Annotated in this window: 23 protein-coding genes; 14 read left to right on the top strand and 9 right to left on the bottom strand. The window is 74.3% G+C overall.

Annotated elements, in window-relative coordinates:
• The first annotated feature begins 126 nt into the window (after positions 1 to 126).
• Positions 127 to 1,302 carry a PLP-dependent aspartate aminotransferase family protein gene (locus tag AB0D32_RS29305; RefSeq protein WP_357097140.1) on the top strand — a complete coding sequence of 392 codons (1,176 nt, stop codon included), beginning with the start codon at positions 127 to 129 and terminating at the stop codon, positions 1,300 to 1,302.
• A 63-nt stretch (positions 1,303 to 1,365) separates the two neighbouring features.
• On the opposite strand, the gene AB0D32_RS29300 is transcribed toward AB0D32_RS29305, so the two are convergent.
• The gene (locus tag AB0D32_RS29300; RefSeq protein WP_357097138.1) at positions 1,366 to 2,295 is read right to left on the bottom strand and encodes a diacylglycerol kinase family protein; all 930 of its coding nucleotides are present in this window, start codon (positions 2,293 to 2,295) and stop codon (positions 1,366 to 1,368) included.
• A 95-nt stretch (positions 2,296 to 2,390) separates the two neighbouring features.
• Here AB0D32_RS29300 and AB0D32_RS29295 point away from each other — a divergent pair, with 95 nt between their 5' ends.
• On the top strand, positions 2,391 to 3,011 hold the full coding sequence (locus AB0D32_RS29295; RefSeq protein WP_357097136.1) for a TetR family transcriptional regulator: 621 nt from the start codon (positions 2,391 to 2,393) through the stop codon (positions 3,009 to 3,011).
• 67 nt (positions 3,012 to 3,078) lie between these two features.
• Positions 3,079 to 4,668, top strand: a complete 1,590-nt coding sequence (locus tag AB0D32_RS29290; protein WP_357097134.1) for an MDR family MFS transporter — start codon at positions 3,079 to 3,081, stop codon at positions 4,666 to 4,668.
• Between the two features lies 1 nt (position 4,669).
• On the opposite strand, the gene AB0D32_RS29285 is transcribed toward AB0D32_RS29290, so the two are convergent.
• The 8 genes from AB0D32_RS29285 to AB0D32_RS29250 all read right to left on the bottom strand — a co-directional run bounded on the left by AB0D32_RS29285 (position 4,670) and on the right by AB0D32_RS29250 (position 12,291).
• Positions 4,670 to 5,602 carry an STM4011 family radical SAM protein gene (locus AB0D32_RS29285; protein WP_357097133.1) on the bottom strand — a complete coding sequence of 311 codons (933 nt, stop codon included), beginning with the start codon at positions 5,600 to 5,602 and terminating at the stop codon, positions 4,670 to 4,672.
• Positions 5,599 to 6,921, bottom strand: a complete 1,323-nt coding sequence (locus AB0D32_RS29280; RefSeq protein ID WP_357097130.1) for an STM4012 family radical SAM protein — start codon at positions 6,919 to 6,921, stop codon at positions 5,599 to 5,601. Before AB0D32_RS29280 ends, AB0D32_RS29285 begins: the two co-directional genes overlap by 4 nt.
• Positions 6,918 to 7,721 (bottom strand): STM4013/SEN3800 family hydrolase, encoded by an 804-nt coding sequence (locus tag AB0D32_RS29275; RefSeq protein WP_357097128.1) that lies wholly within the window; start codon positions 7,719 to 7,721, stop codon positions 6,918 to 6,920. The genes AB0D32_RS29280 and AB0D32_RS29275 overlap by 4 nt, the downstream gene beginning before the upstream one ends.
• Positions 7,709 to 8,860, bottom strand: a complete 1,152-nt coding sequence (locus AB0D32_RS29270) for an STM4014 family protein (RefSeq protein ID WP_357097126.1) — start codon at positions 8,858 to 8,860, stop codon at positions 7,709 to 7,711. Before AB0D32_RS29270 ends, AB0D32_RS29275 begins: the two co-directional genes overlap by 13 nt.
• 1 nt (position 8,861) lies before the next feature.
• On the bottom strand, positions 8,862 to 9,812 hold the full coding sequence (locus AB0D32_RS29265; protein ID WP_357097124.1) for an STM4015 family protein: 951 nt from the start codon (positions 9,810 to 9,812) through the stop codon (positions 8,862 to 8,864).
• Positions 9,813 to 9,818: 6 nt separating this feature from the next.
• Positions 9,819 to 10,691, bottom strand: coding sequence for an STM4015 family protein (locus tag AB0D32_RS29260; RefSeq protein ID WP_357097122.1), 873 nt, complete (start codon positions 10,689 to 10,691; stop codon positions 9,819 to 9,821).
• A gap of 189 nt (positions 10,692 to 10,880) precedes the next feature.
• Complete coding sequence (locus AB0D32_RS29255; RefSeq protein ID WP_357097120.1) at positions 10,881 to 11,672, bottom strand: shikimate dehydrogenase; 792 nt, start codon at positions 11,670 to 11,672, stop codon at positions 10,881 to 10,883.
• A 148-nt stretch (positions 11,673 to 11,820) separates the two neighbouring features.
• Entirely contained in the window at positions 11,821 to 12,291 is a 471-nt protein-coding gene (locus AB0D32_RS29250) for an aromatic ring-opening dioxygenase LigA (RefSeq protein ID WP_357097118.1), read from the bottom strand.
• A gap of 404 nt (positions 12,292 to 12,695) precedes the next feature.
• On the opposite strand from AB0D32_RS29250, the gene AB0D32_RS29245 reads away from it, so the two are divergent.
• The 11 genes from AB0D32_RS29245 to tpx all read left to right on the top strand — a co-directional run bounded on the left by AB0D32_RS29245 (position 12,696) and on the right by tpx (position 24,903).
• Positions 12,696 to 13,508 carry a SigB/SigF/SigG family RNA polymerase sigma factor gene (locus tag AB0D32_RS29245; RefSeq protein WP_357097117.1) on the top strand — a complete coding sequence of 271 codons (813 nt, stop codon included), beginning with the start codon at positions 12,696 to 12,698 and terminating at the stop codon, positions 13,506 to 13,508.
• A 178-nt stretch (positions 13,509 to 13,686) separates the two neighbouring features.
• Positions 13,687 to 14,883, top strand: coding sequence for a M20/M25/M40 family metallo-hydrolase (locus AB0D32_RS29240; RefSeq protein ID WP_357097115.1), 1,197 nt, complete (start codon positions 13,687 to 13,689; stop codon positions 14,881 to 14,883).
• 157 nt (positions 14,884 to 15,040) lie between these two features.
• Positions 15,041 to 15,640, top strand: coding sequence for a nitroreductase family protein (locus AB0D32_RS29235; protein WP_357097164.1), 600 nt, complete (start codon positions 15,041 to 15,043; stop codon positions 15,638 to 15,640).
• Between the two features lie 282 nt (positions 15,641 to 15,922).
• Positions 15,923 to 16,696, top strand: a complete 774-nt coding sequence (locus AB0D32_RS29230; protein WP_357097113.1) for a thiamine biosynthesis protein ThiG — start codon at positions 15,923 to 15,925, stop codon at positions 16,694 to 16,696.
• A gap of 14 nt (positions 16,697 to 16,710) precedes the next feature.
• Positions 16,711 to 16,986, top strand: a complete 276-nt coding sequence (locus tag AB0D32_RS29225) for a MoaD/ThiS family protein (RefSeq protein WP_357097111.1) — start codon at positions 16,711 to 16,713, stop codon at positions 16,984 to 16,986.
• Positions 16,986 to 17,744 (top strand): HAD family phosphatase, encoded by a 759-nt coding sequence (locus AB0D32_RS29220; protein WP_357097109.1) that lies wholly within the window; start codon positions 16,986 to 16,988, stop codon positions 17,742 to 17,744. Before AB0D32_RS29225 ends, AB0D32_RS29220 begins: the two co-directional genes overlap by 1 nt.
• On the top strand, positions 17,741 to 19,168 hold the full coding sequence (locus AB0D32_RS29215) for a glycogen/starch synthase (RefSeq protein WP_357097107.1): 1,428 nt from the start codon (positions 17,741 to 17,743) through the stop codon (positions 19,166 to 19,168). The genes AB0D32_RS29220 and AB0D32_RS29215 overlap by 4 nt, the downstream gene beginning before the upstream one ends.
• Complete coding sequence (gene malQ / locus AB0D32_RS29210; protein ID WP_357097105.1) at positions 19,149 to 20,651, top strand: 4-alpha-glucanotransferase; 1,503 nt, start codon at positions 19,149 to 19,151, stop codon at positions 20,649 to 20,651. Before AB0D32_RS29215 ends, malQ begins: the two co-directional genes overlap by 20 nt.
• Entirely contained in the window at positions 20,651 to 22,972 is a 2,322-nt protein-coding gene (treY, locus tag AB0D32_RS29205) for a malto-oligosyltrehalose synthase (protein WP_357097103.1), read from the top strand. Before malQ ends, treY begins: the two co-directional genes overlap by 1 nt.
• A complete protein-coding gene (locus AB0D32_RS29200) occupies positions 22,969 to 24,204 on the top strand; it encodes an MFS transporter (protein WP_357097101.1) in 1,236 nt (411 codons plus the stop codon). Before treY ends, AB0D32_RS29200 begins: the two co-directional genes overlap by 4 nt.
• Positions 24,205 to 24,375: 171 nt before the next feature.
• Positions 24,376 to 24,903 carry a thiol peroxidase gene (gene tpx, locus AB0D32_RS29195; protein WP_357097099.1) on the top strand — a complete coding sequence of 176 codons (528 nt, stop codon included), beginning with the start codon at positions 24,376 to 24,378 and terminating at the stop codon, positions 24,901 to 24,903.
• Positions 24,904 to 25,073: the final 170 nt, after the last annotated feature.

Here is a 25,073-nt window from a genome sequence, read left to right as displayed (position 1 = left end):
CGGCGCGCCACACGGGACCGACGCGGTGCCGGCCGTCGCCACGGTCGGCACCGCGCCGTGTCGGTGACGCCCGCACCTGTCCGTCCCGTCGTCCCGGCGGGCGTCCCCACCACGTGAGGAGAACCTGTGACCGGCACCAGCACGATCGCTGTCCACGGCGACGACGGGTTGAGCCAGGGCGGGGCGGTGTCGCCGCCGATCGTGCAGAGCGCCACCTTCAGCGCCGAGTCGGACGAGCGGTTCGCCGCCGTCGCCACCGAGACCCGCGGCCACGCCTTCTACACGCGTTACGGCAACCCGAACCATGCGCAGGTGGCCGCCGTGGTCGCCGAGTTGGAGGGCGCCGAGGCGGGCATGGTCACCGCCTCCGGGATGGGCGCGATCAGCACGATCGCCCTGGCACTGCTCTCCGCCGGGGACCACGTCATCGTCCAGCGCAGCACGTACGGCGGCACGACGTCCCTGGTCACCGGCCTGTTGGCCCGGTTCGGGGTGACCTTCACCCAGGTGGACCAGACCGACACCGACGCCTTCGTCCGGGCGCTGCGCCCGCAGACCCGGCTGGTCCTGGTGGAGACCCCGAGCAACCCCCTGCTCGAGCTGACCGACCTGGCCGCCGTCGTCGAGCTGGCGCACGCCAACGACGCGCTGGTCGCGGTCGACAACACCTTCGCCACGCCGGTCAACCAGCGGCCGGCGGACTTCGGCGCCGACCTGGTGTGGCACAGCGGGACGAAGTACCTCGGCGGGCACTCCGACGTCTCCGCAGGGGTGATCGTCGGCTCCGCGGAGCTGATCGACCGGGTCTGGCAGACCGCCATCGTCACCGGCAGCACCCTCGGCCCGATCGACGCCTGGCTGCTGCTGCGGGGCATCCGGACCCTGTCGCTGCGGGTGGACCGGCACAACGCCAACGCCCTGGCGTTGGCCCGGGCGGTCGAGGGCCACCCGGCCGTGCGGCGGGTGCGCTACCCGGGGCTGCCGACGCATCCCCAGCACGAGCTGGCCGGTCGGCAGATGACCGGCTTCGGCGGCGTGCTCGGCATCGAGCTGCGCGACGGGCGGGCGGCGGCCGGGCTGCTGGACGGCCTCCGCCTGGCCAAGCGGGCAGCCAGCCTGGGCAGCGTCAGCACCCTGGTGGTGCACCCGCGTTCGATGTGGGCCGGGATCGTGGACGCCGAGCAGTTGGCCGCCACCGGCATCGACGAGGGCCTCGTCCGGGTCTCCACCGGCATCGAGGACACCGAGGACCTCGTCGCCGACTTCCTGGCGGCCCTCGAGGCGGCGGACCGGCCGGAGTAGCGCCCGGATCGGCCACAGCGGCGTCGGGGCCCGCCGGAACGGCGCCCCGACCGGCCGCGCCGGTCAGCGGTCCGGACTCCCGGCCGGCGCCATCACGCGCAGGGCGTTGGCGTCCAGACCGATCCGGATCGGCGTACGGCCGCACAGCTCGCCGTCGACCTCGACGCGGGCCGGCCGGTCGGTCTCCAGCCACAGCTCCCCGACGGCGAGGAACGGCTCGTCGCCGACGGAGCGCCGGTGCCCGGTCGCCGCGTTGCGGGCGGTGTCCCGCACCAGCCCCCGGCGGTTCGCGCCGCCGACCGGGTACGCGACCAGCAGCCGGTCGTCGGCGTCGGCGTCGGCGGCGATCGGGCGGCCGGCGTGGAAGCCGCCGTTGGCCACGTACACCTGGTGGGTGACGAACTCGTGCCGGGTGTCCCCGGCACGGACGGTGACGCGCAGCGGGCGGTGCCGGGCCAGCAGGGCCAGGGCGGTGAGCGGGTACGCCAGCCGGCCGATGATCCGCTTCAGGCGCGGTGGCGTGCGCAGCATGATGTCGGCGGAGAGGCCGACGCCGACGTGGTTGGTGAACGGCAGGTCGCCGGCGAGGCCGAGGTCGACGTCGATCACCGTGCCACCGGTCAGCACGTCGACGGCCCGGTCGAGGTCGAGCGGGACGCCGACGGTGCGCGCGAAGTTGTTGGTGGTGCCCAGCGGCAGCAGGCCGAGTGCCATGTCGCGGTGGGCGAGCAGCCGCGCGGCGGTGCTGAGGGTGCCGTCGCCGCCGCCGGCCACCAGCAGGTCCGGCCCGAGCTCGACGGCCGCGGCGAGGACGCGTTCGAGCTGGCCGGGCTGGTCGACGGGGTGGTCGCCGAGCAGCCGGAAGCCGGCGGTCGTCAGCCGCGCCCGGGCCTGTTCGTGCAGTTGGCGGCCCCGGCGGGAGTGGGCGTTGACGACGAGGACGGCCCGCCGGTCCCGCCGGATGGCCGCGCCCAGTTCCTGCTTCGTCCGCATGGGCCTCGACCCTATCGGCATCCCGCCGGATGGCCCACATCACTTCACGCGATAAAACATTGCAGAAACTGCAAGTTCGCTTGTAGCTTCTCCGCGTGACATCCGCCGGAACCCAACCCGCCCCCGGTCGGCGCGACCGCAAGAAGCGCCGCACGCGGGCCGCGCTGGCCGAGGCGGCCCTGCGCCTGGTGGCCGAGCGCGGCCTGGCCCAGGTGACGGTGGAGGAGATCAGCGAGGCGGTCGACGTCTCGCCGCGCACCTTCTTCAACTACTTCGCCTGCAAGGACGACGCGCTGGTCGGCGACCAGGTGGAGGACGCGAAGCGGGTGGTGGCCCGACTGGCCGCCGTACCGCCCGAGGTGCCGGTGCTGACCGCACTGCGGACCGCGCTCGACGAGGTGATCGACGAGGTGCGCGCCGAGCGCGAGCTGTGGTGCCTGCGGATGGAGGTGGTGGCGCGCAACCCCGCGCTGCTGCCCCGCCTGCTGGCCGGCAACACCGAGATGGAACGGGCCATCGTCGAGGTCGTCGCGGCGCGGGTCGGCGTCGATGCCGACCACGGCTACCCGGCACTGGTCACCGCCGTGACGGGCGCGGCGCTGCGCACCGCGATGACCAGGTGGGCCGCCCAGCCCGAGCGGCCGGACCTGGCCGACCTCGTCGACGAGGCGTTCGCCGCCATCGCCGCGGGGCTGCCGCAACCCCAGGGGTCCTGACCCCGCAAGCTCCTTTCGGGAAGGTGCCCGGAAGGTCCGTGAAACCCGTACCCGGTAAGGAAGGTCAATGACCGTCACCGTGCCCGCCGAGACCCCCGAGGTCGGCGCCGGCCGAATGTCCCGCCGCGAGGTGCTCCAGGCACTCTCCGGCCTGATGGTCGGCATGTTCGTGTCGATCCTCGCCTCCACGGTCGTGGCGAACGCGCTGCCGCGCATCATCGCCGACCTGAACGGCACCCAGACGGTCTACACGTGGATCGTCACCACCGAACTGCTGGCCATGACGGCGACCGTCCCGCTGTGGGGCAAGATGGCCGACCTCTACAGCAAGAAGCTGCTGATCCAGCTCTCCCTCGGCCTCTTCGCGGTCGGCTCGCTGATCGCCGGGCTGACCCCGAACGTCGAGGTGCTGCTGGTCAGCCGGGTCGTGCAGGGCATCGGCGCCGGCGGCATGACCGCCCTGGCCACCATCGTGATGGCGGCCATGATTCCGCCCCGCGAGCTGGGTCGCTACGCCGGCATCTTCGGCGCCGTGTTCGGCGTCGGCACCATCGCCGGTCCGCTGATCGGCGGCGTGCTCGTGGACACCTCCTGGCTCGGCTGGCGCTGGTGCTTCCTGATCGGCGTCCCGTTCACCCTGCTCTCCGTCTTCCTGCTCCAGCGCACCCTGCACCTGCCGGTGACCCGCCGGAAGGTGAAGATCGACTGGCTCGGCGCGCTGCTCATCACCTCCGGTGTCTCCACCGTGCTGGTCTGGTCGTCGCTGGCCGGCAACAAGTTCGCCTGGGCCTCGGGCTGGACGGCGCTGATGGTCGGCGGCGGGCTCGCCCTGTTGGCGCTGGCCGTCTGGGTGGAGTCCCGCGCGGACGAGCCGATCGTGCCGCTGGACATCTTCCGCAACCGGACGGTCTCACTGACCACCGTCGCCAGCGTCCTGGTCGGCGTGGCGATGTTCGGCGGCACCGTGTTCCTGTCCCAGTACTTCCAGCTCTCGCTGGGCAAGTCGCCGACGGTGGCGGGGCTGATGAGCCTGCCGATGATCCTGGGCCTGCTGGTCTCGTCGACGGTCGCCGGCCAGCTGATCACCAAGTACGGCCGCTGGAAGCGTTACCTGGTGGCCGGCGCCGCCGTGATGGTCGTCGGCATGCTGCTGCTGGCCACCATCGACGCCGACACCAGCATGCTGCTGCTCAGCGTCTACATGGCGGTGCTCGGCGTGGGCGTCGGCATGCTGATGCAGAACCTCGTGCTCGCCGCGCAGAACGACGTGCCCGCTAACGAGCTGGGCGCGGCCACCTCCGTGCTGACCTTCTTCCGCAGCATGGGCGGCACGATCGGCGTCAGCGCGCTCGGCGCGGTGCTGGCCAACCGGGTCGCCACGCTGAGCGCGGAGAAGCTCGGTCCGCTGACCGGCGGTGCCCCGGGGGAGGGCTCCACGGAGGTGCCCGACCTGTCCACCCTGCCCGAGCCGGTGCTGAAGATCGTCCAGGACGTGTACGGGACCGCCACCGGCGAACTGTTCCTGGTGGCCGCCCCCTTCGCGGTGCTCGCCCTGGTGGTGGTGCTGTTCATCCGGGAGAAGCCGCTGCACACCCTCAGCGGTGAGGAGCGGCGCATCCGGGAGGAGGCGGCTGCCGCCGCACCCGGCGCGCACTGAGTCACCCCTCCAGGGGGCGGTCCGGCCCGTGCCGGGCCGCCCCCTCGGCGAACCCCCCTACGGCTACCGGCACCGGTCGGCGTACCGACGGCCAGGCCGCCGGGATGCGTTCCAGCACCCCGCCGGCGAAGACGTCCCGCAGGCCGAGCGGCTTGAGGTGGACGTACCCGATGTGGCAGTCGCAGACCGCGTTGCCGCACGGCCGTGGCCGCAGGGCCGAGCGCCACGACCCGTCGTAGAGGTTGCCGATCGGCTCGTCGATGAAGTGGCAGCGGCGCACCGTGCCGTCGCCGCGTACGGAGATCGCCGTCTCTCCCGCGTGGCACGGCCGGTCGAGCGACACGTGCGGGCGGACGCTGTAGCCGAACAGCGGATCCAGCTCCGTCCAGGTCGCCTCCTCGCCCGCGTCGTAGCGCCGGCCCTCGGCGGCGTTCACCCACAGGTAGACCCCGTCGGGCAGGGCGGCGCGCAGCGCCCGCGCCTCGGCGAGGTGCTCCGGCAGGCCGACCACCCCGACCGAGTACCGGATGCCCAGCTCGGACAGCCGGGCGCAGCGGCGCAGGAAGCGGCCCCGGTCGACCTGACCGGGGTGGTAGGTGGTCCACAGCGCGGCGGCGCCCGGGTCGGCGTCGGCCAGCCAGTCCACCCGGGCGGCGAGGTTGGTCTGGATGACCACCCGGTCGACGTGCGGCAGGTGGGACAGCGAGACCATCGCGTCCCGGTACCAGCTGCGGGTCAGCCCCTCGCCCCACGGGGTGAACAACACCGACAGCCGTACGTCGGTGGTGGCCGCCACCCAGCCGGCGAACCGCTCCAGCGCCGTCCGGTCGGCACGCAGCAGCTCCGGCGGGTCGTGCCGCTTGGCGAACGGGCAGTACGGGCAGTCGTAGTTGCAGCTCGCCAGGGGCCCCCGGTAGAGGATCGCCAGGTTCACCTCGGCACGTACCCGGTCATCGCGTCGCGTACCCGGGCCGAGGTCAGCCACGGGCCGATCGCGTCGGAACGGGCCAGCCCGGCCGGGGTCAGCCGCAGCCCGCCGTCGCCGGCCCACCCCCGCTCGACCAGCCGGCCCAGCTCCGGGAAGTCGTCGCCGGGCGGGCGGCCGAAGCGGGCCCGGTAGGCCACCGGATCGACCCCGTCGGCGCGCAGCAGCGACTTGAGCAGCCACCGGCGGCGCTGCTCGGCGTCGTCCAGGGTGAACCCGAACTCGGCGTACCGGAAGTCGTCCGCCGGGCGGGCCAGGTAGTCGTCGAGCACCGCCCGCACCTGCGACACGCCCACCGCGTAGTCGAACGAGTAGTGCAGGGACGTCGTGTAGGAGCGGGCGCCGCAGCCCAGGCCCACCATGCCGTCGTCCTGGCAGCAGTAGTCCGGCCCGTCCGGGGTGGGCGCGTCGGCCCGACGGAACTGCCGCATCGACTCCTGTCGGTACCCGGCCGCGCCCAGCGCCTCCACCGCCTGCTCGTAGAGGGCGAGCCGCTGGGCGTCCCAGTCCGCCCGGCCGTGCGCCCGCCGCCCGAGCCCGGTCAGCGGACGCACGTAGAGCGGGTAGAGGTACAGCTCCTCCGGCCGCCACGCCAGCGCCGCGTCGAGGCTCTCCCGCCAGGTGTCGGCGCTCTGCCCGTCGATGCCGTAGATCAGGTCGATGTTGAGCACGGGGATGCGGGCGTCGCGGATCGCGGCCAGGGCGGCCTCCACCTCCACGCGGCGCTGCGGCCGGCCGGCGGCGCGGGCCTCGGCGTCGAGGAAACTCTGCACGCCGATGCTGACCCGGGTGGTGCCGTGCGCGGCGAGCACCGCGAGCCGGTCCGGCGTCGCGGTGGCCGGCGAGGTCTCCACCGACAGCGGTACGCCGGGCAGCCGGGCCCCCATCGCCGTGGCGATGCCGAACAGCTCGGTCAGCTCGTCGGCGCTCAGGTAGGTGGGGGTGCCGCCGCCGAAGGCCGCGCGGGCGTAGCCGGCGTCGCCGCCCAGCGCGTCGGCGAGCCGTCCGGCCTGCCGGCGCAGCTGCCGCAGGTAGGCGGTCACCTGCTCGGCCGGCGCGTTGGCGCGGGTGAACAGGTTGCAGAACCCGCAGCGCATCTCGCAGAACGGCAGGTGCACGTAGAGGAAGAGCGCCTCGCGCGCCTCGGCCCGCCACACGTCCGCCAGCAGCGGCCGGGGCCGCAGCGGCCGGTACGAGGTCTTGTGCGGGTACGCGTAGAGGTACTGCTCGTACGGCGAGCCGTCGAGGCCCGTGTCGGTGCTGGTCACCATTCCCCCGGTTGCAGGACGAAGTGGGCGTACGGGACGGTCCACACCACGTCGTGGCCGATCCGGTGGCCGGTGTGGCCGTCCTCCCCGTAGGCCGTGCCGTGGTCGGAGCAGACGATCGCGAACACCGGTCGGCCCCGGCCGGTGAGCAGGGCGAACAACCGGTCGATCCGGCCGTCGACGTATTCCAGGGCGGCGCCGTGGCTGGCCAGGTCGTCGGCCTCGGCACCGGGCAGGTGGTGCCGGTTGGGCTGGTGCAGGGCGGCGACGTTGAGGAACGTGAACAGCGGCTGGCGTGCCGGCACCCGCGGCAGCACCTCCGCCAGCCGGTCGAGCTGGGCGTCCAGGCAGGTGGGGGAGGTGACCCCGAACTCCGGATCCCAGTGCGCCTCGGCGAACAGGCCCGGCAGCACCGCCCCGAGCGGGCTGCGCCGGTTGAAGAACCCGACCCCGCCCAGGCAGAGCGTGTGGTAGCCGACGCCGGCGAGGGCGGTCGGCAGGTCGGGGGCGTCGAACACCCAGGTGTCGGCGCCGGACGTCTCGCTGCCGGGGAACGCCGCCGCGTACAGCCGCTCGTGCCGGCCCGGGGCGACCGGGGTGGGCAGGAAACCGGCGAAGAACGCGTGGTGCGCGGCGTAGGTGAAGCTGGCGGGGGAGTGCCGGCGCTCCCACCGGCCGCCGGGCAGCGCCCGGGCCAGGTGCGGGGTGCGCCCCCGCGCCGCCAGGTCGGCGGCGACGTCGTGGCGCAGCGTGTCGAGGGTGAGCAGGAGCAGGTCGTGGCTGCCGATCAGGCTCCGCACGAGAGCATCTCCCGCCCCGCCGCGCCGACGTGCGTCGCCTCCCGATCGGTCGCGCCGACGCGCACCGGCTCCCGATCGGAGGCCGACCGCCAACGCGTCCACCGGCCGTCGGTCAGGGCGCGCACCTGCTCGGCGTACGTGTCCCGGCCGTCGGTGAGCACCCCCGGCAGCAGGTCGCCGAAGGCGTTGACCTCGGCCACCGCGTGCCGCCGCCAGCCGACGAGGAACATCAGGTCGATGCCGACCTGGAGCGTGCGGGGAAAACAGCCGGCGACCCGTTCGCAGGTCTCCATCGCCGCCGCCCAGGCGGCCGGCCCGGCCGCCGCGCGCAGCTCCGCGAGATCCCCACGCGCGTTGCCGAGGTGCAGGTTGGTCAGCGGCCCCCGGGCGGCGCGCACCACGACGTGGGTGGGCCGCCCCGCGACCGTCACCACCCGCACGTCGACCACCCGGTCTCCGATCCCGGCCTTGGGCAGCCACCGCTCCACGTGCAGGCCATCTCCGGCGATCCGGTCGACGATCGCGGCGACCTCCGTCTCGTCGGTGTAGCGGCGCGGGCGCAGCGAGTTGAACAGCGCGTCCGGGGTCGCCTCGATCGTGGTGACCGCCTGCACCCGCCGCCCGGCCACCGCCAGCGCGACGACCCCGGCGGCGGACGAGCCGTGCGCGGGCTTGACGAACACCCGACTCCAGCGGGTCTCCGCCATCGCCGCCCGCAGCGACTCCCACCCGTGCACGGGTGGCAGCGCGGCCGGCACCGGCACCCCGGCGGCGGAGAGCCGCGCGTGGCAGCGCCGCTTGTCGCACAGCACCGCCACGTCCGCCGGATCGCTGAGCAGCTCCGCGCCGCCGGCGGCGACCCGGCCGAGGCCCCGCAACAGCCCGGCGTACGTGTCGGCCAGGCCGATCAGCTCGCCGTGCCGGGCCGGGGCGGCGGACCGGCGCAGTAGGCGGCCCACCTCGGCGTCCTCGCCGGGCGAGTCGACCCGTACCAGCGTGCCGGCCGTCGGCGGCGCCGCCCCGGTCAGCACGTCGGCCCAGGGCAGCACCGCGGGCCGGGGCAGGCCGGCATCGAGGACCGCCCGGGTGAACAGGTCGACCCGGCGGTTGTCGGGGTTGCCGACGACGGTCAGGCGCATGTCACTCCGACACCGCCGTGTAGCGGTAGCTCTCGTCGTCGTACTCGTCGGGCTCCTGCTGGTCCGACACGTCCACCCGGACGCCCGGCAGCGCGGCGGTCACCGACGCGGCCGCCTCGTCGGACAGGTAGTGGTGGTGCAGGTCCAGCTCCGCCAGGTGGGTCAGCGGCTGCCCGGCGAGCAGGGCCGCCGCGCCCTCGTCGCCGAGGGTGCCCAGCGACAGGTCCAGCCGTTCCAGCCGGGGCACCACCGGGGCCGCCGCCAGCGCCCGGGCGAGGTCGTCGGCGATCTCCGCGTTGCGCAGGCCGAGCCGGCGCAGCCCGGGGAACCGCTCGCCGGCCAGCAGCGGGGCCAGGTCGGCCACCTCGGCGTCGCCCCCGTAATCGGGGGTGCCGAGCCACAGCTCCAGGTCGGTCAGCGCGGGCAGTTCGGAGTCGAGCACCGCGCCGACGAACGCCCGGGGCAGCCCGCCGCTCTGCACCGCCAGCTCCCGCAGCCGCGCGTGCCGCACCGGGGAGAAGGCCAACTCCTCACCGCCGCGAACCGTCAGCGACTCCAGCTGCGGGTACGCCGTCAGCAGCGGGCTGACGTCGCCGACTTTCATCCACGAGACCTCGCACTCCTCGCTGGTCATGTCGCCGAGGAACAGGGCGCGCAGGGCGGGCAGCCGCGACGCGGACGCGCAGAGCTGCGCGATCGGGGCGGGGTGGAACGCCGCGTAGCCCCAGGCGCCGATCACGAGGGACTCCACGGACGGCCCGGCCTGCGCGACGAACCGGTCGAACGCGACCCGGAACTCCTCCGAGAGCTGGTCCGCCACGGCCGTCTGGTCGAAGTGCCAGACGGAGAACCGCCACGAGACCGGTCCGTCCACGGTGGGCAGGGGGCCGTCGACGGGGACGTCGACGACCGGTCGGCCGGCGAAGTGGCGGGCGTGGGAGCCGAAGGCCACCGCCGGTCACTCCCCGACTTCGGTGTAGCGGTACAGGTGGCCGTCGTACTCGTCGGCGACCTGCGGGTCCGCCAGGTCGACCCGCACACCCGGCAGTGCGGCGGTCACCGACGCGGCCGTCTTCTCGGAGAGGAAGTGGTGGCGCAGGTCGAGCCGCGCCAGGTGGGTGAGGGGCTGGCCGGCCAGCAGAGCCTCCGCGCCCTCGTCGGTCAGTGTGCCCATCGACAGGTCGAGCACCTCCAACCGGGGGACGACCGGTGCGGTGGCGAGGGCCGCCGCCACCGCGTCGGCGATCTCGGCGTTGCACACCGCGAGGTGCCGCAGGGCGGGCAGACCGGTGCCGGAGAGCACCCCGGCCAGGTCCTCGGCGCTCGCGTCGCCGCCGTAGTTCTCCCGGCCGAGCCACAGGTCCAGCCGGTGCAGGGCCGGCAGCTCACACGCGCCGACGGCGCGGACCACCCCGGCCGGCAGCCCGCCGGACTCGAACCGAAGCTCCCGCAGCCCGGTGTGCCGGATCGGCTCCAGCCGCAGGCCCTGTGCCCCGCGTACCCACAGCACCTCCAGCGCCGGGTATGCCGTGAGCAGCCCGGTGACGTCGCCGTGGGTGAGCCAGGAGATCTCGCACTGTTCGTAGGTGAGGTCGGCGAGGAAGACCGCCCGCAGCCCGGTCCACTCCCCGGCAGCCTCCACCAGCGGCTCGATCGGCAGCGGCCGCTCGTACGCCTCGCCCCACTCGCCGATCACCAGGGCGCGCACCGCGTCGGCCGGCACCTGCTCGCGCAGCGCCGCGACCAGGTCGGTGAGCTCCTCGGGCGCCGCGTCGTGGTCCTCGACCTCCAGCCGCCAGGCGACCGCCGACGGATCGTCGGGAAGTGTCATTCCCGGGGTGAAGGGCACTACCGGTAATCCGACGAACGACGACACGTGCGAGCTGATCACGCCTACCTCCGGTCCGACTGGTGCAGCGGCGGCGCGACCGTAACAGGTGAGCCCGACAGGATGATCAGCGAGTCGCCGTGCCGGACCGGTCCCGCCGTGGTGGAACCGGACGACGGGCGGCCGGTCGGGTCACAGCCCGAAGAACGCGAGGTAGGCGTCGATCTGGTGGGCGAGCATCGGCTCGCCGGGATGCGCCCGCAGGCCCCGGGCCCGCGCCTCGGCCAGCAGGACCGTCTCGGCCGGAGTCATGATGATGTCGGCGACCACGGCGCCCGCCGGCAGGTCGGCCACCGCGAACGGCGGCGGGTCGTCGGGGCGCAGTCCCAGGGGCGTGGCGTTGACCGCGAGGTCGGCGTCGGCCAGTCGCGGTCGTGCCGTCGCGTCGACCCGGCCGGGGTACGCGGCCCACAGCCGCCGTCGCAGCGTCTCCAGTCGACCCGGATCGGTGTCACTGAGCCACAGTTGCGCCACACCGGCGTCGAGCAGGGCCACCGCGATCGCGCTGCCCGCCCCGCCCGCGCCCACCACGCACGCCCGGCGGCCCCGGGGGTGGTGCCCGGCCTGTGCCAGCCCGCGGACGAACCCGTCACCGTCGAAGGTGTCCGCCGTCCACGTCCCGTCGGGCTCACGCCGCAGCGCGTTGGCGCTGCCGGCCAGGCGGGCGCGGTCGCTGGCCCGGTCCGCCAAGTCCAGCGCGGCGGCCTTGTGCGGCACCGTGACCAGCATCCCGTGCAGGTTCGCCACCCGTTGCAGCCCGCGCACCACCTGGCTGAGGTCTGCCGGCGCCACGTGGACCGGGACGAGCACCGCGTCGGTACCGCGCCGGGCCAGCACCGGGTTGAGCAGCCCGGGGGCGCGTACCTGCGCGATCGGGTCGCCGAGCAGCGCGTACACCCGGGTGGTCCCACGTATCTCGGTCATGGGGTCGGCTCCGCGGGGCAGGGGTCGTCCGGCGGGGCCGGACCGGGGTGGTGCCGACCCTACGCGAGGGTGGAGTCCACCCCGACGTGGGCCGTCGCCGCGACGGCCGGCCACGCGGTTGGCAACCGGGGCCGGCCGTCGGCGCGGGTCAGGACGTGCTGGACGCCGTCGGAAGGGCGTCGATCCGGCGGGAGAGGGACAGCAGGGAGTATCCGATCAGGGCGAGCACCACCCCGAGGCCCATCACCATCGCCGCGATTCCGAAGGACACGACCGACGTGAACAGGGAGGACCGGAGGAACGAGCCGGTCATGACGGTCTGCCGGGTGGGGTCCTCCCGGTCGAGTTCGGCGTAGGTCTTGCCGCCGCTGGCCTCCAGCGAGTGCTTCTCGATGACCTCGGCCTCCGCGTACGCGGTCAGCGGGCCGTCGATCTTCTCACCGGCGAACCAGTCCGCGTCGTCGGAGACGGTGATGCGCTCGTCGGCGAGTTGGCTCTGCACGGTGAACCAGGTGGCGGCCCCGCCGATCAGCATGATCACACCGGCGACGATGACCAGGATCGACAGCAGCCGGACGGTGGAGCCGACGGCACGGGTCTTCACGGCGGTGTCGGTCATGATGTCTCCTCTTCTGCGCCGCCGGGTGGACGTCCCGGGGCACGGGGGGTGGAAGTTGCCCCCCAGTATCGACAGGCCGGCTGCGTACCGCACGCCGCGCCTGGGGCTGGTGACCTGACCGACGCGGCGGCGCCGACGTCACCGAGGACCGGCCGGCGGCGGCGCCAGGCGGAGAGCGCCGGCACCGCGGGCGGCCCCCGGCCGGGCGGCGTGCTGTGGGCGTCGGATCGGCGCAGAGGCGGGGCGCGTGGCGGGGCCCACATCATTCGCGCCATGTATGGCGCCTCCTGTCGCTTTTATCCATCGGCCGTTCGGTTGATGTGCTGGCAGCCGTTGGTCTAGGGTGGGGACCACGGCGGCCGCCGGTTCCCGGCGCGCCGCGCCTGCGGGACAGGAAGGGCAGCATGATCACCACGACCACCGCGCCGACCACCACCGACGCCGTCACCAGCACGGTGACCGCCGACGAGACCCGCGCGAGCGAGCTGATCGTGGCCCTCGCCGCCCTGCCGGAGGGGCATCCCGACCGGCCGGCGCTGCGTGCGCGGGCGATCGAGGCGTGGCTGCCGCTGGCCCGCCACCTCGCCTTCCGCTACACCGGGCGTGGTGAGCCCAACGGTGACCTGGCCCAGACCGCGGCCCTCGGGCTGATCAAGGCCGTGGACCGGTTCGACGCCTCCCGGGGCGTCGACTTCGCCGGCTACGCCATCCCGACGATCCTCGGTGAGATCAAGCGCCACTTCCGCGACCGCACCTGGAACATCCGGGTGCCGCGCCGCCTACAGGAACTGCGGCTGCGCATCTCCGAGGCCAACGGCACCCTCACCCAGACGCTCAACCGCGCGCCGACGGTCGCCGACATCGCCGCCCACCTCGACATCACCGAGGAAGAGGTCCTGGAAGGGCTCGAAGGCGCCCGCGCCTACAACGCCGTCTCCCTGTCCACCCCCATCGGCGACGGCGACAGCGCCACCGAGCTCGGCGACACCCTCGGCGCCGAGGACGGCGAGTTCGAGCTGGCCGAGCTGCGGGCCTCCCTCGGGCCGGCGCTCGCCACCCTCGACGAGCGGGAGCAGAAGATCCTCACCCTCCGCTTCTACGGCAACCTCACCCAGAGCGAGATCGCCACGCGGGTCGGCGTCTCCCAGATGCACGTCTCCCGCCTGCTCGCCCGCGCGTTGGGCAAGCTACGCGGCCAGCTCGAGGGCAGTCACTGACGGATTCCCAGTCCGCACCCCGGGGCGCGTTCCCGACGGCAACTTCGCCGTCCGGCACGCGCCCCGGCTCTCGTGGCCTGTCTTCCAATGTGCCGTGTCAGGGTCGGTACCACCGCCTGCGTGCGGTGTCGGGCGTCGTGCCCTGTGGCCGGCGGGGCAGCGGTGCCACCATCAGCTGATGGTGGATGTCGATGCGTTTCGGCGTGGGGCACAGGCCCGGGCGGCGGTGATGACGGCGCGGCTGCGCCGGTTGGTGACCTGCGAGTCGCCACCGGGGGCGGGCCCGGAACTGGCCGCCTGCGCCGACCTGCTCCAGGCGTGGGGCGACGCCGCGCTGGGCCGGCGGGGACGTCGCGTGATCCTCGACGGGCTGCCGCACCTGCTCTGGGCGGCTGCCGACCAACGTGTGCTGCTGCTCGGCCACTACGACACGGTGTGGCCGGCGGGCACCATCCGGGAGTGGCCCTTCACGATCACCGGGAGCACCGCGACGGGCCCCGGGGTCTGCGACATGAAGGCCGGGATCGTGCAGATGCTCGCCGCGCTGGAACTGCTGCCGGACACCTCGCGGGTCGGGCTGCTGCTCACCTGCGACGAGGAGAGCGGGTCGAGCACCTCCCGGCCCCTGATCGAGGAGCAGGCCCGGCGCTCCGGGACGGTGCTCGTCGGCGAGCCGAGCACCGAGGGCGGCGACCTGAAGGTGGCGCGCAAGGGCGGATCCGTCTACCGGATCACGGTGCGCGGCCGGGCGGCGCATGCCGGCGTCGAACCGCACCGGGGCGTCAACGCCGGCGTCGAACTCGCCCACCACGTCCTCGCGGTGCAGTCCTTCGCGGCGGGGGAGACGAGCGTGACCCCGACGGCCCTGTCCGCCGGCACGATGACGAACGTGGTGCCCGAATCCGCCGTCCTCTGCGTCGACGTGCGGGCCTGGACCCGGGAGGAACTGCACCGGGTGGACCGGCTGGTCCGGGAGCTGACGCCCCGGCTGCCCGAGGCGCGGTTGGCCGTCAGCGGCGGAATCAACAGGTACCCGATGCCAGCCTCCGTGTCGACGCCGCTGCTGCGGATCGCGCAGACCGTGGCGGCGGAGCTCGAACTCCCGGCCGTACGCGGCGTCGCCGCCCCGGGCGCCTCCGACGCCAACTTCACCGGCGCCCTCGGCGTACCGACCCTGGACGGTCTGGGCGGGGTGGGTGGCCTGCCGCACGCGCGCGGCGAGTACGTCGACGTCGCCCGGATGCCGGAGCGGACCGCGCTGCTGGCCGCGTTGACGGCCCGGATCCTCGCCACACCCGGAGCGACCGAGCCCGCCGAGGGGCGCCGACCGCTCGGCGCGGTGCCCGCCGGGCAGGGCTCGTCGGCGGACGGGTGAGCCGGCCCGAGCGTCCCCCACTCGGGGCCGAAGTGCGCACGGTTGCGTAAACACGAACCGCGTCGCTGGGCGATGCTGGACCGGTCGATCGCGCGGGGAGGCGCTCATGGCTGCAACGACCGGTGACCTCGGACACGACTCGCCCATGAAGGGGGAGATGCTACGGACGGCGCGCACGTTCGCCGACCGGATGGCTGCCAGACGCTCCATCCGGCACTTCTCGCCGCAACCGGTGCCGATGGAGGTGATCGAGGAGGCGATCCGCGCGGCGGCGACCGCGCCGAGCGGCGCCAACCTGCAACCGTGGCGCTTCGTCGTGGTCACCGAGGCGGCCCGCAAGCGCCGGCTGCGGGAGGCCGCCGAGGCCGAGGAGCGTGAGTTCTACGCCCGCCGCGCGTCGGCACAGTGGCTGGAGGCGCTCGCCCCGATCGGTACGGACTGGCACAAGCCCTTCCTGGAGGTGGCGCCGGTCGTGATCGTGGTGTTCGAGGTGCACCAGGGCCCCCGGACCCCGAGGCCCTACTACGTCAAGGAATCCGTGGGCATCGCGGTCGGCATGCTGATCACGGCGCTGCACCACGCGGGCCTGTCCACCCTGACGCACACGCCCAGCCCGATGCGCTTCCTCAACGAGGTGTGCGACCGGCCGCCGGAGGAGCGCCCGTACGTGGTCATGCCGGTCGGGTATCCGGCACCCGACGCGACGGTGCCGAACCTGGTGCGCAAGCCGCTGCCGGAGGTCCTGATCCGACGGTGACGGCTGCCGTTCCTCCAGGCCGGCCTCGGCTGTTACGAGATATCACCGTCTCCGTCAAGAATCAATGACCCGTACGCCACGAAGCGCCGCACGTTGGAAGATGCCGTATCCCTCCACGGCGACCAAGCTTCTCATCGCAACTCCTGTGACGGACCGACCGGTCATCCCGCCGGCTGACGGCGCGTCCGGGTCATCGCGGATTCGTGGGCCCCGCCCCGTCCCCGCCCGGGCCGCCGCTCTCGGCCGCTGGTCCGTGCCCGGCCCCGACCAGAAAGGGTGTACATGTCCGTGGATTCGATGGAGGTCGCTGGCCTCCGGGACGCATGGGTCAGGCTCGGGGACACGGAGCTGACCTCACGCCTGCTCGTCGGCATCGAGCAGTACATGTCGCCGTCGGTGATCCGCCAGGTGCTCGAGGCGACCGGTTCGCAGGTCTTCATCACCACCGTGGACCCCGACAACAACCGTTCGAGTCTCCTGCTCTCCGACCTGGCCGACGAGATCGCCATCGACAAGTACCTGTGGATCGGCACGACCTCGTTCGCCCGGTCGGCCGAGAGCGCGTGGAAGACCGTACGCATCCTGCACGACGCCTACGGCATCACCGTGTTCAAGCTGGACGTACGCGGCCGGACGAACGAGCCGGACAACCGCGCCACCGTCGAGGTCGCCGCCCAACTGCGCGAGCAGGGCTGGGCGGTGATGCCGTTCATCCTGCCCGACCTCGCCGTCGCGAAGGAGCTGGAGGCCCTCGGCTGCGCGGCGCTGCGCGTGATGAGCGCCCCCGTGGCCTCCGGCCACGGCATCCCGAACCCCCGCCCGATCCGCCAGATCATCGACGCGGTCGGCATCCCCGTGGTCGTCGAGGGTGGCCTGGGCAGCGCCCGGCACGCCACGCTGGCGATGGAGCTCGGGGCGGCGGCGGTGCTGGTCAACACCGCCCTCGTGAAGGCCCGGGAGCCGATGTTGATGGCGCAGGCGATGAAGCACGCCGTGGAGGCCGGCCGGCTGTCGTACCTCGCCGGCGCCATGCCCGGCGACGAGATCCCCCACTGACCGAGGAGCCGACCGTGGCAGTCGAGGTGTGCATCCCGACCGTGTTCCGCAACTACACCAGTGGCAGCAAGTACGTGACCGCCGACGGGGAGACCGTCGCCGAGGTGCTGGCCGACCTCGAGGCCCGGCACCCCGGGCTGGGCGGACGCGTGATGGGGGAGGACGGGCAGCTCCGCCGCTTCGTCAACCTCTACGTCAACGACGTCGACGTGCGTACCAGCGGGATGCTCGACTCCCGCCTGCGCGACGGCGACTCGCTGACCATCCTGCCCGCCGTGGCGGGAGGCTGATGTCGTCCGGACCGGTCCCCGTCTTCGCCGGTGTGCTGTTCGACCTGGACGGTGTCCTGATCGACTCGACCGAGGCCATCCTGTCGCTCTGGCGGGGACTGGCCGCCGGGCACGGTCGGGCACTGTCCCCGTCGGCGATCCGCGACGACGTGCTCGGCTGCTCCCCGGAACACTCGGTCTCGGCGCTCTTCGGCGACCTCGCCCCCGGCACCCGGGAGGAGATCCTGCGCCGGGTGCGGGCCGCCGAGACCGACCTCGCCTTCGTGGAGGTGCCGGGTGCCCGGGAGATCCTGGCGGCGCTCGGCGGCGCCGGTGTCCGCCTCGCACTGGTCACCGGCGCCTCCGCGCGCCGGGCCCGCCGGGTGGTCGACCACCTGGGCGTCGCGTCGGCCTTCGACGCCATGGTCACCTGGGGCGACACGGCACGCGGCAAGCCGGCGCCCGACTGCTACCTGCTCGCGGCGCGCCGGCTCGGGCTGGCACCGGCGGACTGCCTCGTCGTCGAGGACGCGCCCAGCGGCGTACGCGCGGCGTCGTCCGCCGGGGCGGTGACCGTCGGCGTCGGCGACGCGCCAACCCTGCGGGCCGTCGGCGCGACCTGGACCACGCCGGACCTCGCCGCGCTGAGCGTCGCCCGGCGCGGCGCCGGGGTCGAGCTGCGGCTCGCCGGCGTCCCGATCGCGGGCCTGTCGACCGCGGTGGGGCCGGCGACCCTGCCGGCGACCCTGCCGGGGACGCCAGCGGGGACGCCGGCGTGAGCGCCGGCCGCCCGCTGCGGGTCTTCTTCGCCACCTCCGAGGTGGCGCCCCTGGTCAAGGTCGGCGGTCTCGGGGACGTCGCCCGGGCCCTGCCGCGGGCGCTGGCCGGACGGGGCCACGACGTCCGGCTGTTCCTGCCCGGCTACGCCGGGCTGCCGGACGGCCGCCGGGTCGGCACGGTGGCGGTCGCGGCGGGCGCGTCGCGCGCCGAGTTCACCGTCGACGACCTGGGCGACCACGACGGTGTCCGGTACCTCACCCTCCGGACGCCGCAGCATCCCGACTGGGAGCGGCCGGAGGGGTACGTGGAGAAGGACCTGTCGTCCTTCGTGCTGTTCTCCCGCGCGGTCGCCGAGCTGGCCGTCCGGTCGGCGACCCCGCCCGACGCGGTGCACTGCAACGACTGGCACGTCGGGCACGTCCCGGCGTACCTGCGTACCCTCGACGCGGCGCCGCGGACCGTGATGACCATCCACAACCTCGCCTACCAGGGGTTGTTCCCGCACGACAAGGCCGACGAGCTGGACCTGACCCGCTACGGCACCGGCAACCTGCTGGCCCAGGGCATCCGGTACGCCGACGCGGTGACCACCGTCAGCGGCCGGTACCGGGACGAGACCCTCGCGCCCGCCCACGGCGTCGGGATGCAAGGGTTGCTGCGGGCCCGGGGCGAGGACTACCACGGGATCCTCAACGGGGTCGACTACGACGACTTCGACCCCGCCACGGACCCGCACCTGCCGGCCCCCTTCGACGTGCGCGACCTCGCCGGCAAGGCGGTGGCGAAGCGCGTGCTCCAGCGACGCAGCGGCCTGGACACCGATCCGGACGTGCCGCTGTTCGCCTTCGTCGGGCGGCTGGTGGACCAGAAGGGCGTCGACCTGCTGCTGGAGGGCATCGACGAGATCGCCGCCCTCGGGCTGCAACTCGTCGTCGTCGGCGTCGGGGCCGAGTACGAGCGGGCGATGCACCGCGCCGCCCGCTACCACCCGAACGTCGCCTACCACCCGGACAGCGGCGAGGCCGTCGCCCGGCTCGCGTACGCCGGCTCGGACGCCTTCCTCGCCCCCTCCCGGTTCGAGCCGTGCGGGCTGGCCCCACTGATCGCGCTGCGGTACGGATCGGTGCCGGTCGTGCGGCGGGTCGGCGGCATGGCGGAGACGGTCGCCGCGACGGGGCTCGGCTTCTCCTTCGACGGCTACCGCGCGCCCGACCTGGTCGCCCTGCTCGCGGAGGTGGTCGCGCGCCGCGCCGACCGGGGGACGTGGGCGCGGCTGCGGGAGCGCGGCATGCGGGCCCGGTTCTCGTGGGACGAGGCCGCCGGGCGGTACGAAGAGTTGTACGTGCGCGTGCCGGTCGGCGTCGGCGCCCCGGCACAGGGGACAGGACGGGAGGACGACTCGGGTGCCGGTCAACCGACGTAGCGGGATCCTGCTGCATCCCAGCTCACTGCCGGGCCGGTTCGGGGTGGGTGAGTTCGGGCCGGCCGCGATCGAGTGGCTGGACTTCCTCGTGGCCGCCGAGCAGAGCGTGTGGCAGGTGCTGCCGCTCAACCCCGTCGGCGCGGACGGCTGCCCGTACCAGGCCTGCTCCACACTGGCCGGCAGCCCGCTCTACGTCAGCGTGGACCGGCTGCGCGACGAGGGCCTGCTCACCGCCGCCGACCTGGCCGCCGTGCCGGAACTGCCGCAGGACACCGTGGACTACCCGGCGGCGAGCGCCGTCAAGGCCGACCTGCTGGCCCGGGCGTACGCCGCCTTCACGCCGACCGCCGACAGCGAGGCGTTCGCCCGGGAGCAGGCGTGGTGGCTGGACGACTACGCCCGCTACATGACGCTACGGGAACGGCACGGCGGGCCGTGGACGAGCTGGCCGGCGCCGCTGGCCCGGCGGAACCCGGCCGCGCTGGCCCGCCTCGACGACACCGCGCGGGACCGCCTCGACTACTACCGTTTCGAGCAGTACCTGTTCGCCTCGCACTTCGCCGCCGTCCGCGACCACGCCCGGGAGCACGGCATCAAGCTGATCGGCGACGTGGCCATGTTCGCCGGCACGGACAGCTGCGAGACGTGGGCCGCCCCGGAGCTCTTCCAACTGGACGCGGACGGCCACCCGACCGCGGTGGCCGGGTTCCCGCCCGACGAGTTCAGCGCCGACGGCCAGGTCTGGGGCAACGCGCTGTACCGCTGGGACCTGATGGGGGAGGACCACTACGCCTGGTGGGTCGACCGCGTCCGGCGGATGACCCAGCTGTACGACATGATCCGCCTCGACCACTTCCGGGGCTTCCTGCGCTACTGGGCCGTGCCGGTGGGCCAGCCGGCGAGCAGCGGGCGGTGGCGGGCCGGGCCGGGCCCGTCGCTGTTCCAGGCGATCCGCAAGGAACTCGGCGAGGTGGTGATGCTGGCCGAGGACCTGGGGCCCGCCTCGGCGCAGGTGCAGCAGTTGCGCGTCGACGCCGGCATCCCGGGCATGCGGCTGCTCCAGTTCGCCTTCGCCGGGGACGAGAACCAGCATCTGCCGCACCACTACCCGACCGACTGCGTGGCCTACACCGGGACGCACGACAACGACACGACACTGGGCTGGTGGGAGGAGTCGAGTGCCGACCAGCGGCTGCGGGTGGAGCGCTACCTCGGCGGCGTGCCGGACGGCATCTGCTGGTCGATGGCGCGGGCCGTCTTCGCGTCGGTGGCCGAGCTCGCCGTCCTGCCGTTGCAGGACGTGCTGGAGTTGGGCCCGGCGGCCCGGATGAACGTCCCGGGGCAGGCCGAGGGGAGCTGGCGGTGGCGGTTCCGGATGGAGGCGCTGACCCCCGGCCTGGAGTTCCGGCTGCGGCGGTTGACCGAGACGTACGGCCGGGACCGGCGGGCGTCCACCCGCCGCGCCAGGGGGTTCACCGGCTGATGGCGGCACCCACCTCCACGTACCGCCTCCAGTTCGGCCCCCACCTCGGCCTCTCCGACGCCGTCGGCCTGACCGACTACCTGGTCGCCCTCGGTGTCGGGGCGCTCTACGCCTCCCCGCTGCTCGCCGCGACACCCGGCTCGACGCACGGCTACGACCTGGTGGACCCGACGCGCGCAGACCCGGGACGGGGCGGCGAACCGGCGCGGCTCGCGCTCGCCCGCCGGCTCGCCGAGGCCGGGCTGGGCTTCGTGGTCGACGTCGTCTGCAACCACATGGGCGTCGCCGACACGGCGGCGAACCCGTGGTGGTGGGACGTGCTGCGCCACGGGGCGTCCTCCCCGTACGCCCGGTACTTCGACGTCGACTGGTCGGCCGGCCGGCTGTTGCTGCCCGTGCTGGGTGACGACGGCGACGGCGGCGTGGCCGCGGAGGGGGAGCTGAAGGTCGCCGACGACGCGCTGGTCTACCACGAGCACCGGTTCCCGCTGGCGCCCGGCACCGGGCAGGGCACGGTGGCGCAGGTGCACGGCCGCCAGCACTACCGGCTGGTGTCCTGGCGTCGGGGGGCGGCCGACCTGACGTACCGGCGGTTCTTCAACATCGACACCCTGGCCTGCCTGCGCACGGAGGACCCGGAGGTGTTCGGGGCGCTGCACGCCGAGACGCTGCGCTGGGTGCGGGAAGGGCAGGTGGCCGGGCTGCGCGTCGACCATCCGGACGGCCTGGCCGACCCCTCGGGGTACCTGCGACGGCTGCGCACGGCGGTGCCCGGGGCGTGGATCGTCGTGGAGAAGGTCCTGGGCGTCGGCGAGGAACTGCCGGCGGGCTGGCCGGTGGACGGCACCACGGGCTACGACGCCCTGGCCGAGATCTGCGGCGTCTTCGTGGCCCCGGCCGGCCGGGAGCGGCTGGTCGAGGTGGCCGGCCTGACCGGCACCGCGCTGACCGACGTCGTGCGCGAGGCGCGCGAACAGGTCGTCGCGACGATGCTGGTCGCCGAGGCACGACGGGTGGAGGGACTCGTCGCCGCGCTGCTGCCCCGCTGCCCGGCGGCCGACCGCGCGGATGCCGTCCGGGCCCTGCTGGTGGAGTTTCCCGTCTACCGGTCCTACCTCCCGCAGCACCGCTGGGCGTTGGACGAGGCGGTCGAGCGGGCCGCCCGACGGCGCCCCGGCCTGCGCGAGGTCCTCACCGCCGTCCGGGACGAGATGGTCGCCCGGCCGACCGGCCCGCTCGCGGTGCGGGTGCAGCAGGCGACCGGCCCGGTGATGGCCAAGGGCGTCGAGGACACGGCGATCTACCGGCACAACAGCCTGGTCGCGGTCAACGAGGTGGGCGTCGACCCGGGCCGGTTCGGCGTGTCCCCGGATGAGTTGCATGCGGCGAACACGGCCCGGGAGGCGGGCTGGCCGGCCACCATGACCACGCTGTCCACCCACGACACCAAGCGCTCGGAGGACGTACGGGCCCGCCTGGCGGTGCTCAGCGAGCTGCCGGAGGCGTACGCCGACCGCTTCCGCCGCTGGTCCGCCCGGCAGCCGTTGGGCGATCCCCTGCTCGAACCGCTGGCCTGGCAGACCCTGCTCGGCGCCTGGCCGATCGGTCCCGAGCGGCTCTCCGCCTACCTGCTCAAGGTCGCCCGCGAGACGCGGGTCCGCACGAACTGGCTCGACCCGGACCCGGACTACGAGGAGGGCGTCACGAGCTGGCCCGCCCGGGTGCTCGCCGACGGGACGCTCGCGGCGGAGGTCCGCGCCTTCGTCGACCGGATCGCCCCGCCCGGCTGGTCGAACTCGCTGGGCCAGAAGCTGCTGCAACTCGCCGGCCCCGGGGTGCCCGACGTCTACCAGGGCACCGAGCTGTGGGACTACTCGCTGGTCGATCCGGACAATCGCCGCCCGGTCGACTTCGCGGCCCGGCGGCGGCTGCTGGCCGGGATCGACGCGGGACGTACGCCGCCGGTCGACGACACGGGGGCGGCCAAGCTGCTGGTCACCTCGCGGGTGCTGCGGCTGCGTCGGGACAGCCCCCGGCTGTTCCGGGGTTACCGCCCGGTCCACGCGGAAGGGGGCGCGGCGGAGCACCTGGTCGGCTTCTCGCGCGGCGGTCACGCCGGCGTCGTGGCGCTGGCCACCCGGCTGCCGGTGCGGCTCGCCGAACGGGGCGGATGGGCCGACACGGTGGTGCCCCTGCCCGGCGGCGCCGACGGCTGGGTGGACGTGCTCACCGGTGAGCCGGTCCGTTCGTCGGCGCCCCGCGTCGGGGACCTGTTCGGCCGCCTGCCGGTGGCACTGCTCGTCACGGAAGGACGATCATGAGCGTCGACGTGGGAACGGCCGGCCGGCGGCGGTCGATGGCGGCCCTGCTCGGTGGGGTGGCCGCCACCAACACCTCCATGGTGGGGGCCAGCACGGCGTCCACGCTGATCGGCGCGGAACGGCTGACCGAGACCTGGAGCGGCGTACCGAACGCGGCCGGCGTGCTGGGCACCGCGGCCGGCACGCTCTGGCTGGCCGCGCTGATGTCGCGCCGGGGCACCCGCTCCGCGCTGGCGCTGGGCTACCTGGTCGCGATCGTGGGCGCGGCGGTGGCCGGCGCGGCGGTGGCCTGCGGGCAGGTGCTTCTGCTGATCTTCGGCATGGCGCTGCTCGGCGTGGGCAACGGCGGGGCGCAGCTGTCGCGGTACTGCGCGGCGGACCTGTACCCGCCCCGCCGGCAGGGACTGGCCGTCGGGGTCGTCGTCTGGGCGGGCACCGTCGGTGCGATCTTCGGGCCCAACCTGCTGGATCCGAGCGCGACCGCCGCCGGCCGGCTGGGCCTGCCGGACCTGGCCGGGCCGTTCCTCGTGGCCATGCTGGCGGCCGGCATCTGCGTGCTCGCCTCCACCGCCATGCCCCGGTCGCGCACCGCGGCCCGCCAGGGCGCCACCGATCCGACCCCCGCGCAGGTGTGGCGGCACCCGGTGGTGTCCGTCGCGCTGGTGTCCATGATCGCCGGGCAGCTGGCGATGGTCGCGCTGATGACCATGACGCCGCTGCACATGAGCAGCAACCACCACGGCCTCACGGCGGTGGGGGTGGTGCTGAGCGGCCACATGATCGGCATGTTCGCCCTGGCGCCGCTCTCCGGCTACCTCTCGGACCGCTTCGGTGGCCGGGCCGCGATCCTGACGGGCATCGGCACGCTGGTCACCGCCGTCGTGGTGGCGTCGTGGCCGGCGGCCCACGGCAGCGGCCTCACCCGCCTGGTGGTCTCGCTCTTCCTGCTCGGCTGGGGCTGGAACCTCACCTTCGTCGGCGGCAGCGCCCTGCTCACCCAGGCGCTGACCCCGGACGCCCGGCGGGCGGTGCAGGGCCGGGTGGACGCTCTCGTGTGGGCCGCCTCGGCCGTGGCCAGCGTGGTCGCCGGGGTGGTGCTGGCGACCGCCAACTACGTGGTGCTGGCGGTCGCCGCCGGGCTCGTGTCCCTGATCCCGGTGCCGATGCTGCGCCGCCGGCCACCGGCGGACGAGCCGGCGACGGCCGCCGAGCACGCCGACGCGGTGCGCTGACCGGCGCGGCACGTGCGAAGGTGCGACCGCCGGGCGCGGCGGACGATGCTGGGTGTGGCGCGGGCCGGCGCACCGCCCGGTACCGGCCGCGTCCCTGGGGCGTCGGCGCCCGGTCGGTGCCGCCGGCGCCGGCCGACCCGCCACCCTCCCGCTGGACGCTAGGAGAACCTGATGACAGTCGCGTTGGAACGTGCCGGCGTCACGACGTTCCGGGGACGCCCGGTCACGCTGCTCGGGCCGGAGGTGCGGGTGGGCGACCCGGCGCCGGCCTTCACCACGCTGGCCAACGACTTCTCGCCGGTCGACCTTGCCGCGTCGGCCGGTACGGTGCGGATCCTGTCCGTGGTGCCGTCGCTCGACACCGGCGTCTGCGACCAGCAGACGCGGCGGTTCAACGAGGAGGCCGCCGCCCTGCCGGGGGTGACCGTGCTGACCATCTCCGTGGACCTGCCCTTCGCGCAGGCCAGGTGGTGCGGCGCCGCCGGCATCGAGGGGGTCCGGACGGCCTCGGACCACCGCGACCTGTCCTTCGGGCTCGCCTACGGTGTGGTGATCGCCGAGTTCCGGCTGCTCGCCCGGGCGGTCTTCGTGGTCGACGCGCAGGACCGCGTCGTCCACGTCGAGTACGTGCGCGAGGTCGGCGAGCACCCGCGGTACGACGAGGCGATCGCCGCGGCCAGGTCGGCGTCGTCGCGCTGAGCCGCCCGGGCCGCCCGCCCACCCCCGCGCGGACGCGGTGACCACGACGCCGGTACGTCGTGGTCACCGCGTAACCCTGTCCCGGCCCCGGATGTGGCCCGGACACCCGAACACGGCCCGCCGGCTCGGCTCATGGCCGGCGCGACGGGCCGTGTTCCCGGTGGACGAGG

The sequence above is a fragment of the Micromonospora sp. NPDC048170 genome (assembly GCF_040652795.1).
Classification (GTDB): domain Bacteria; phylum Actinomycetota; class Actinomycetes; order Mycobacteriales; family Micromonosporaceae; genus Micromonospora.
This window is presented reverse-complemented; position numbering and strand designations above follow the sequence as displayed.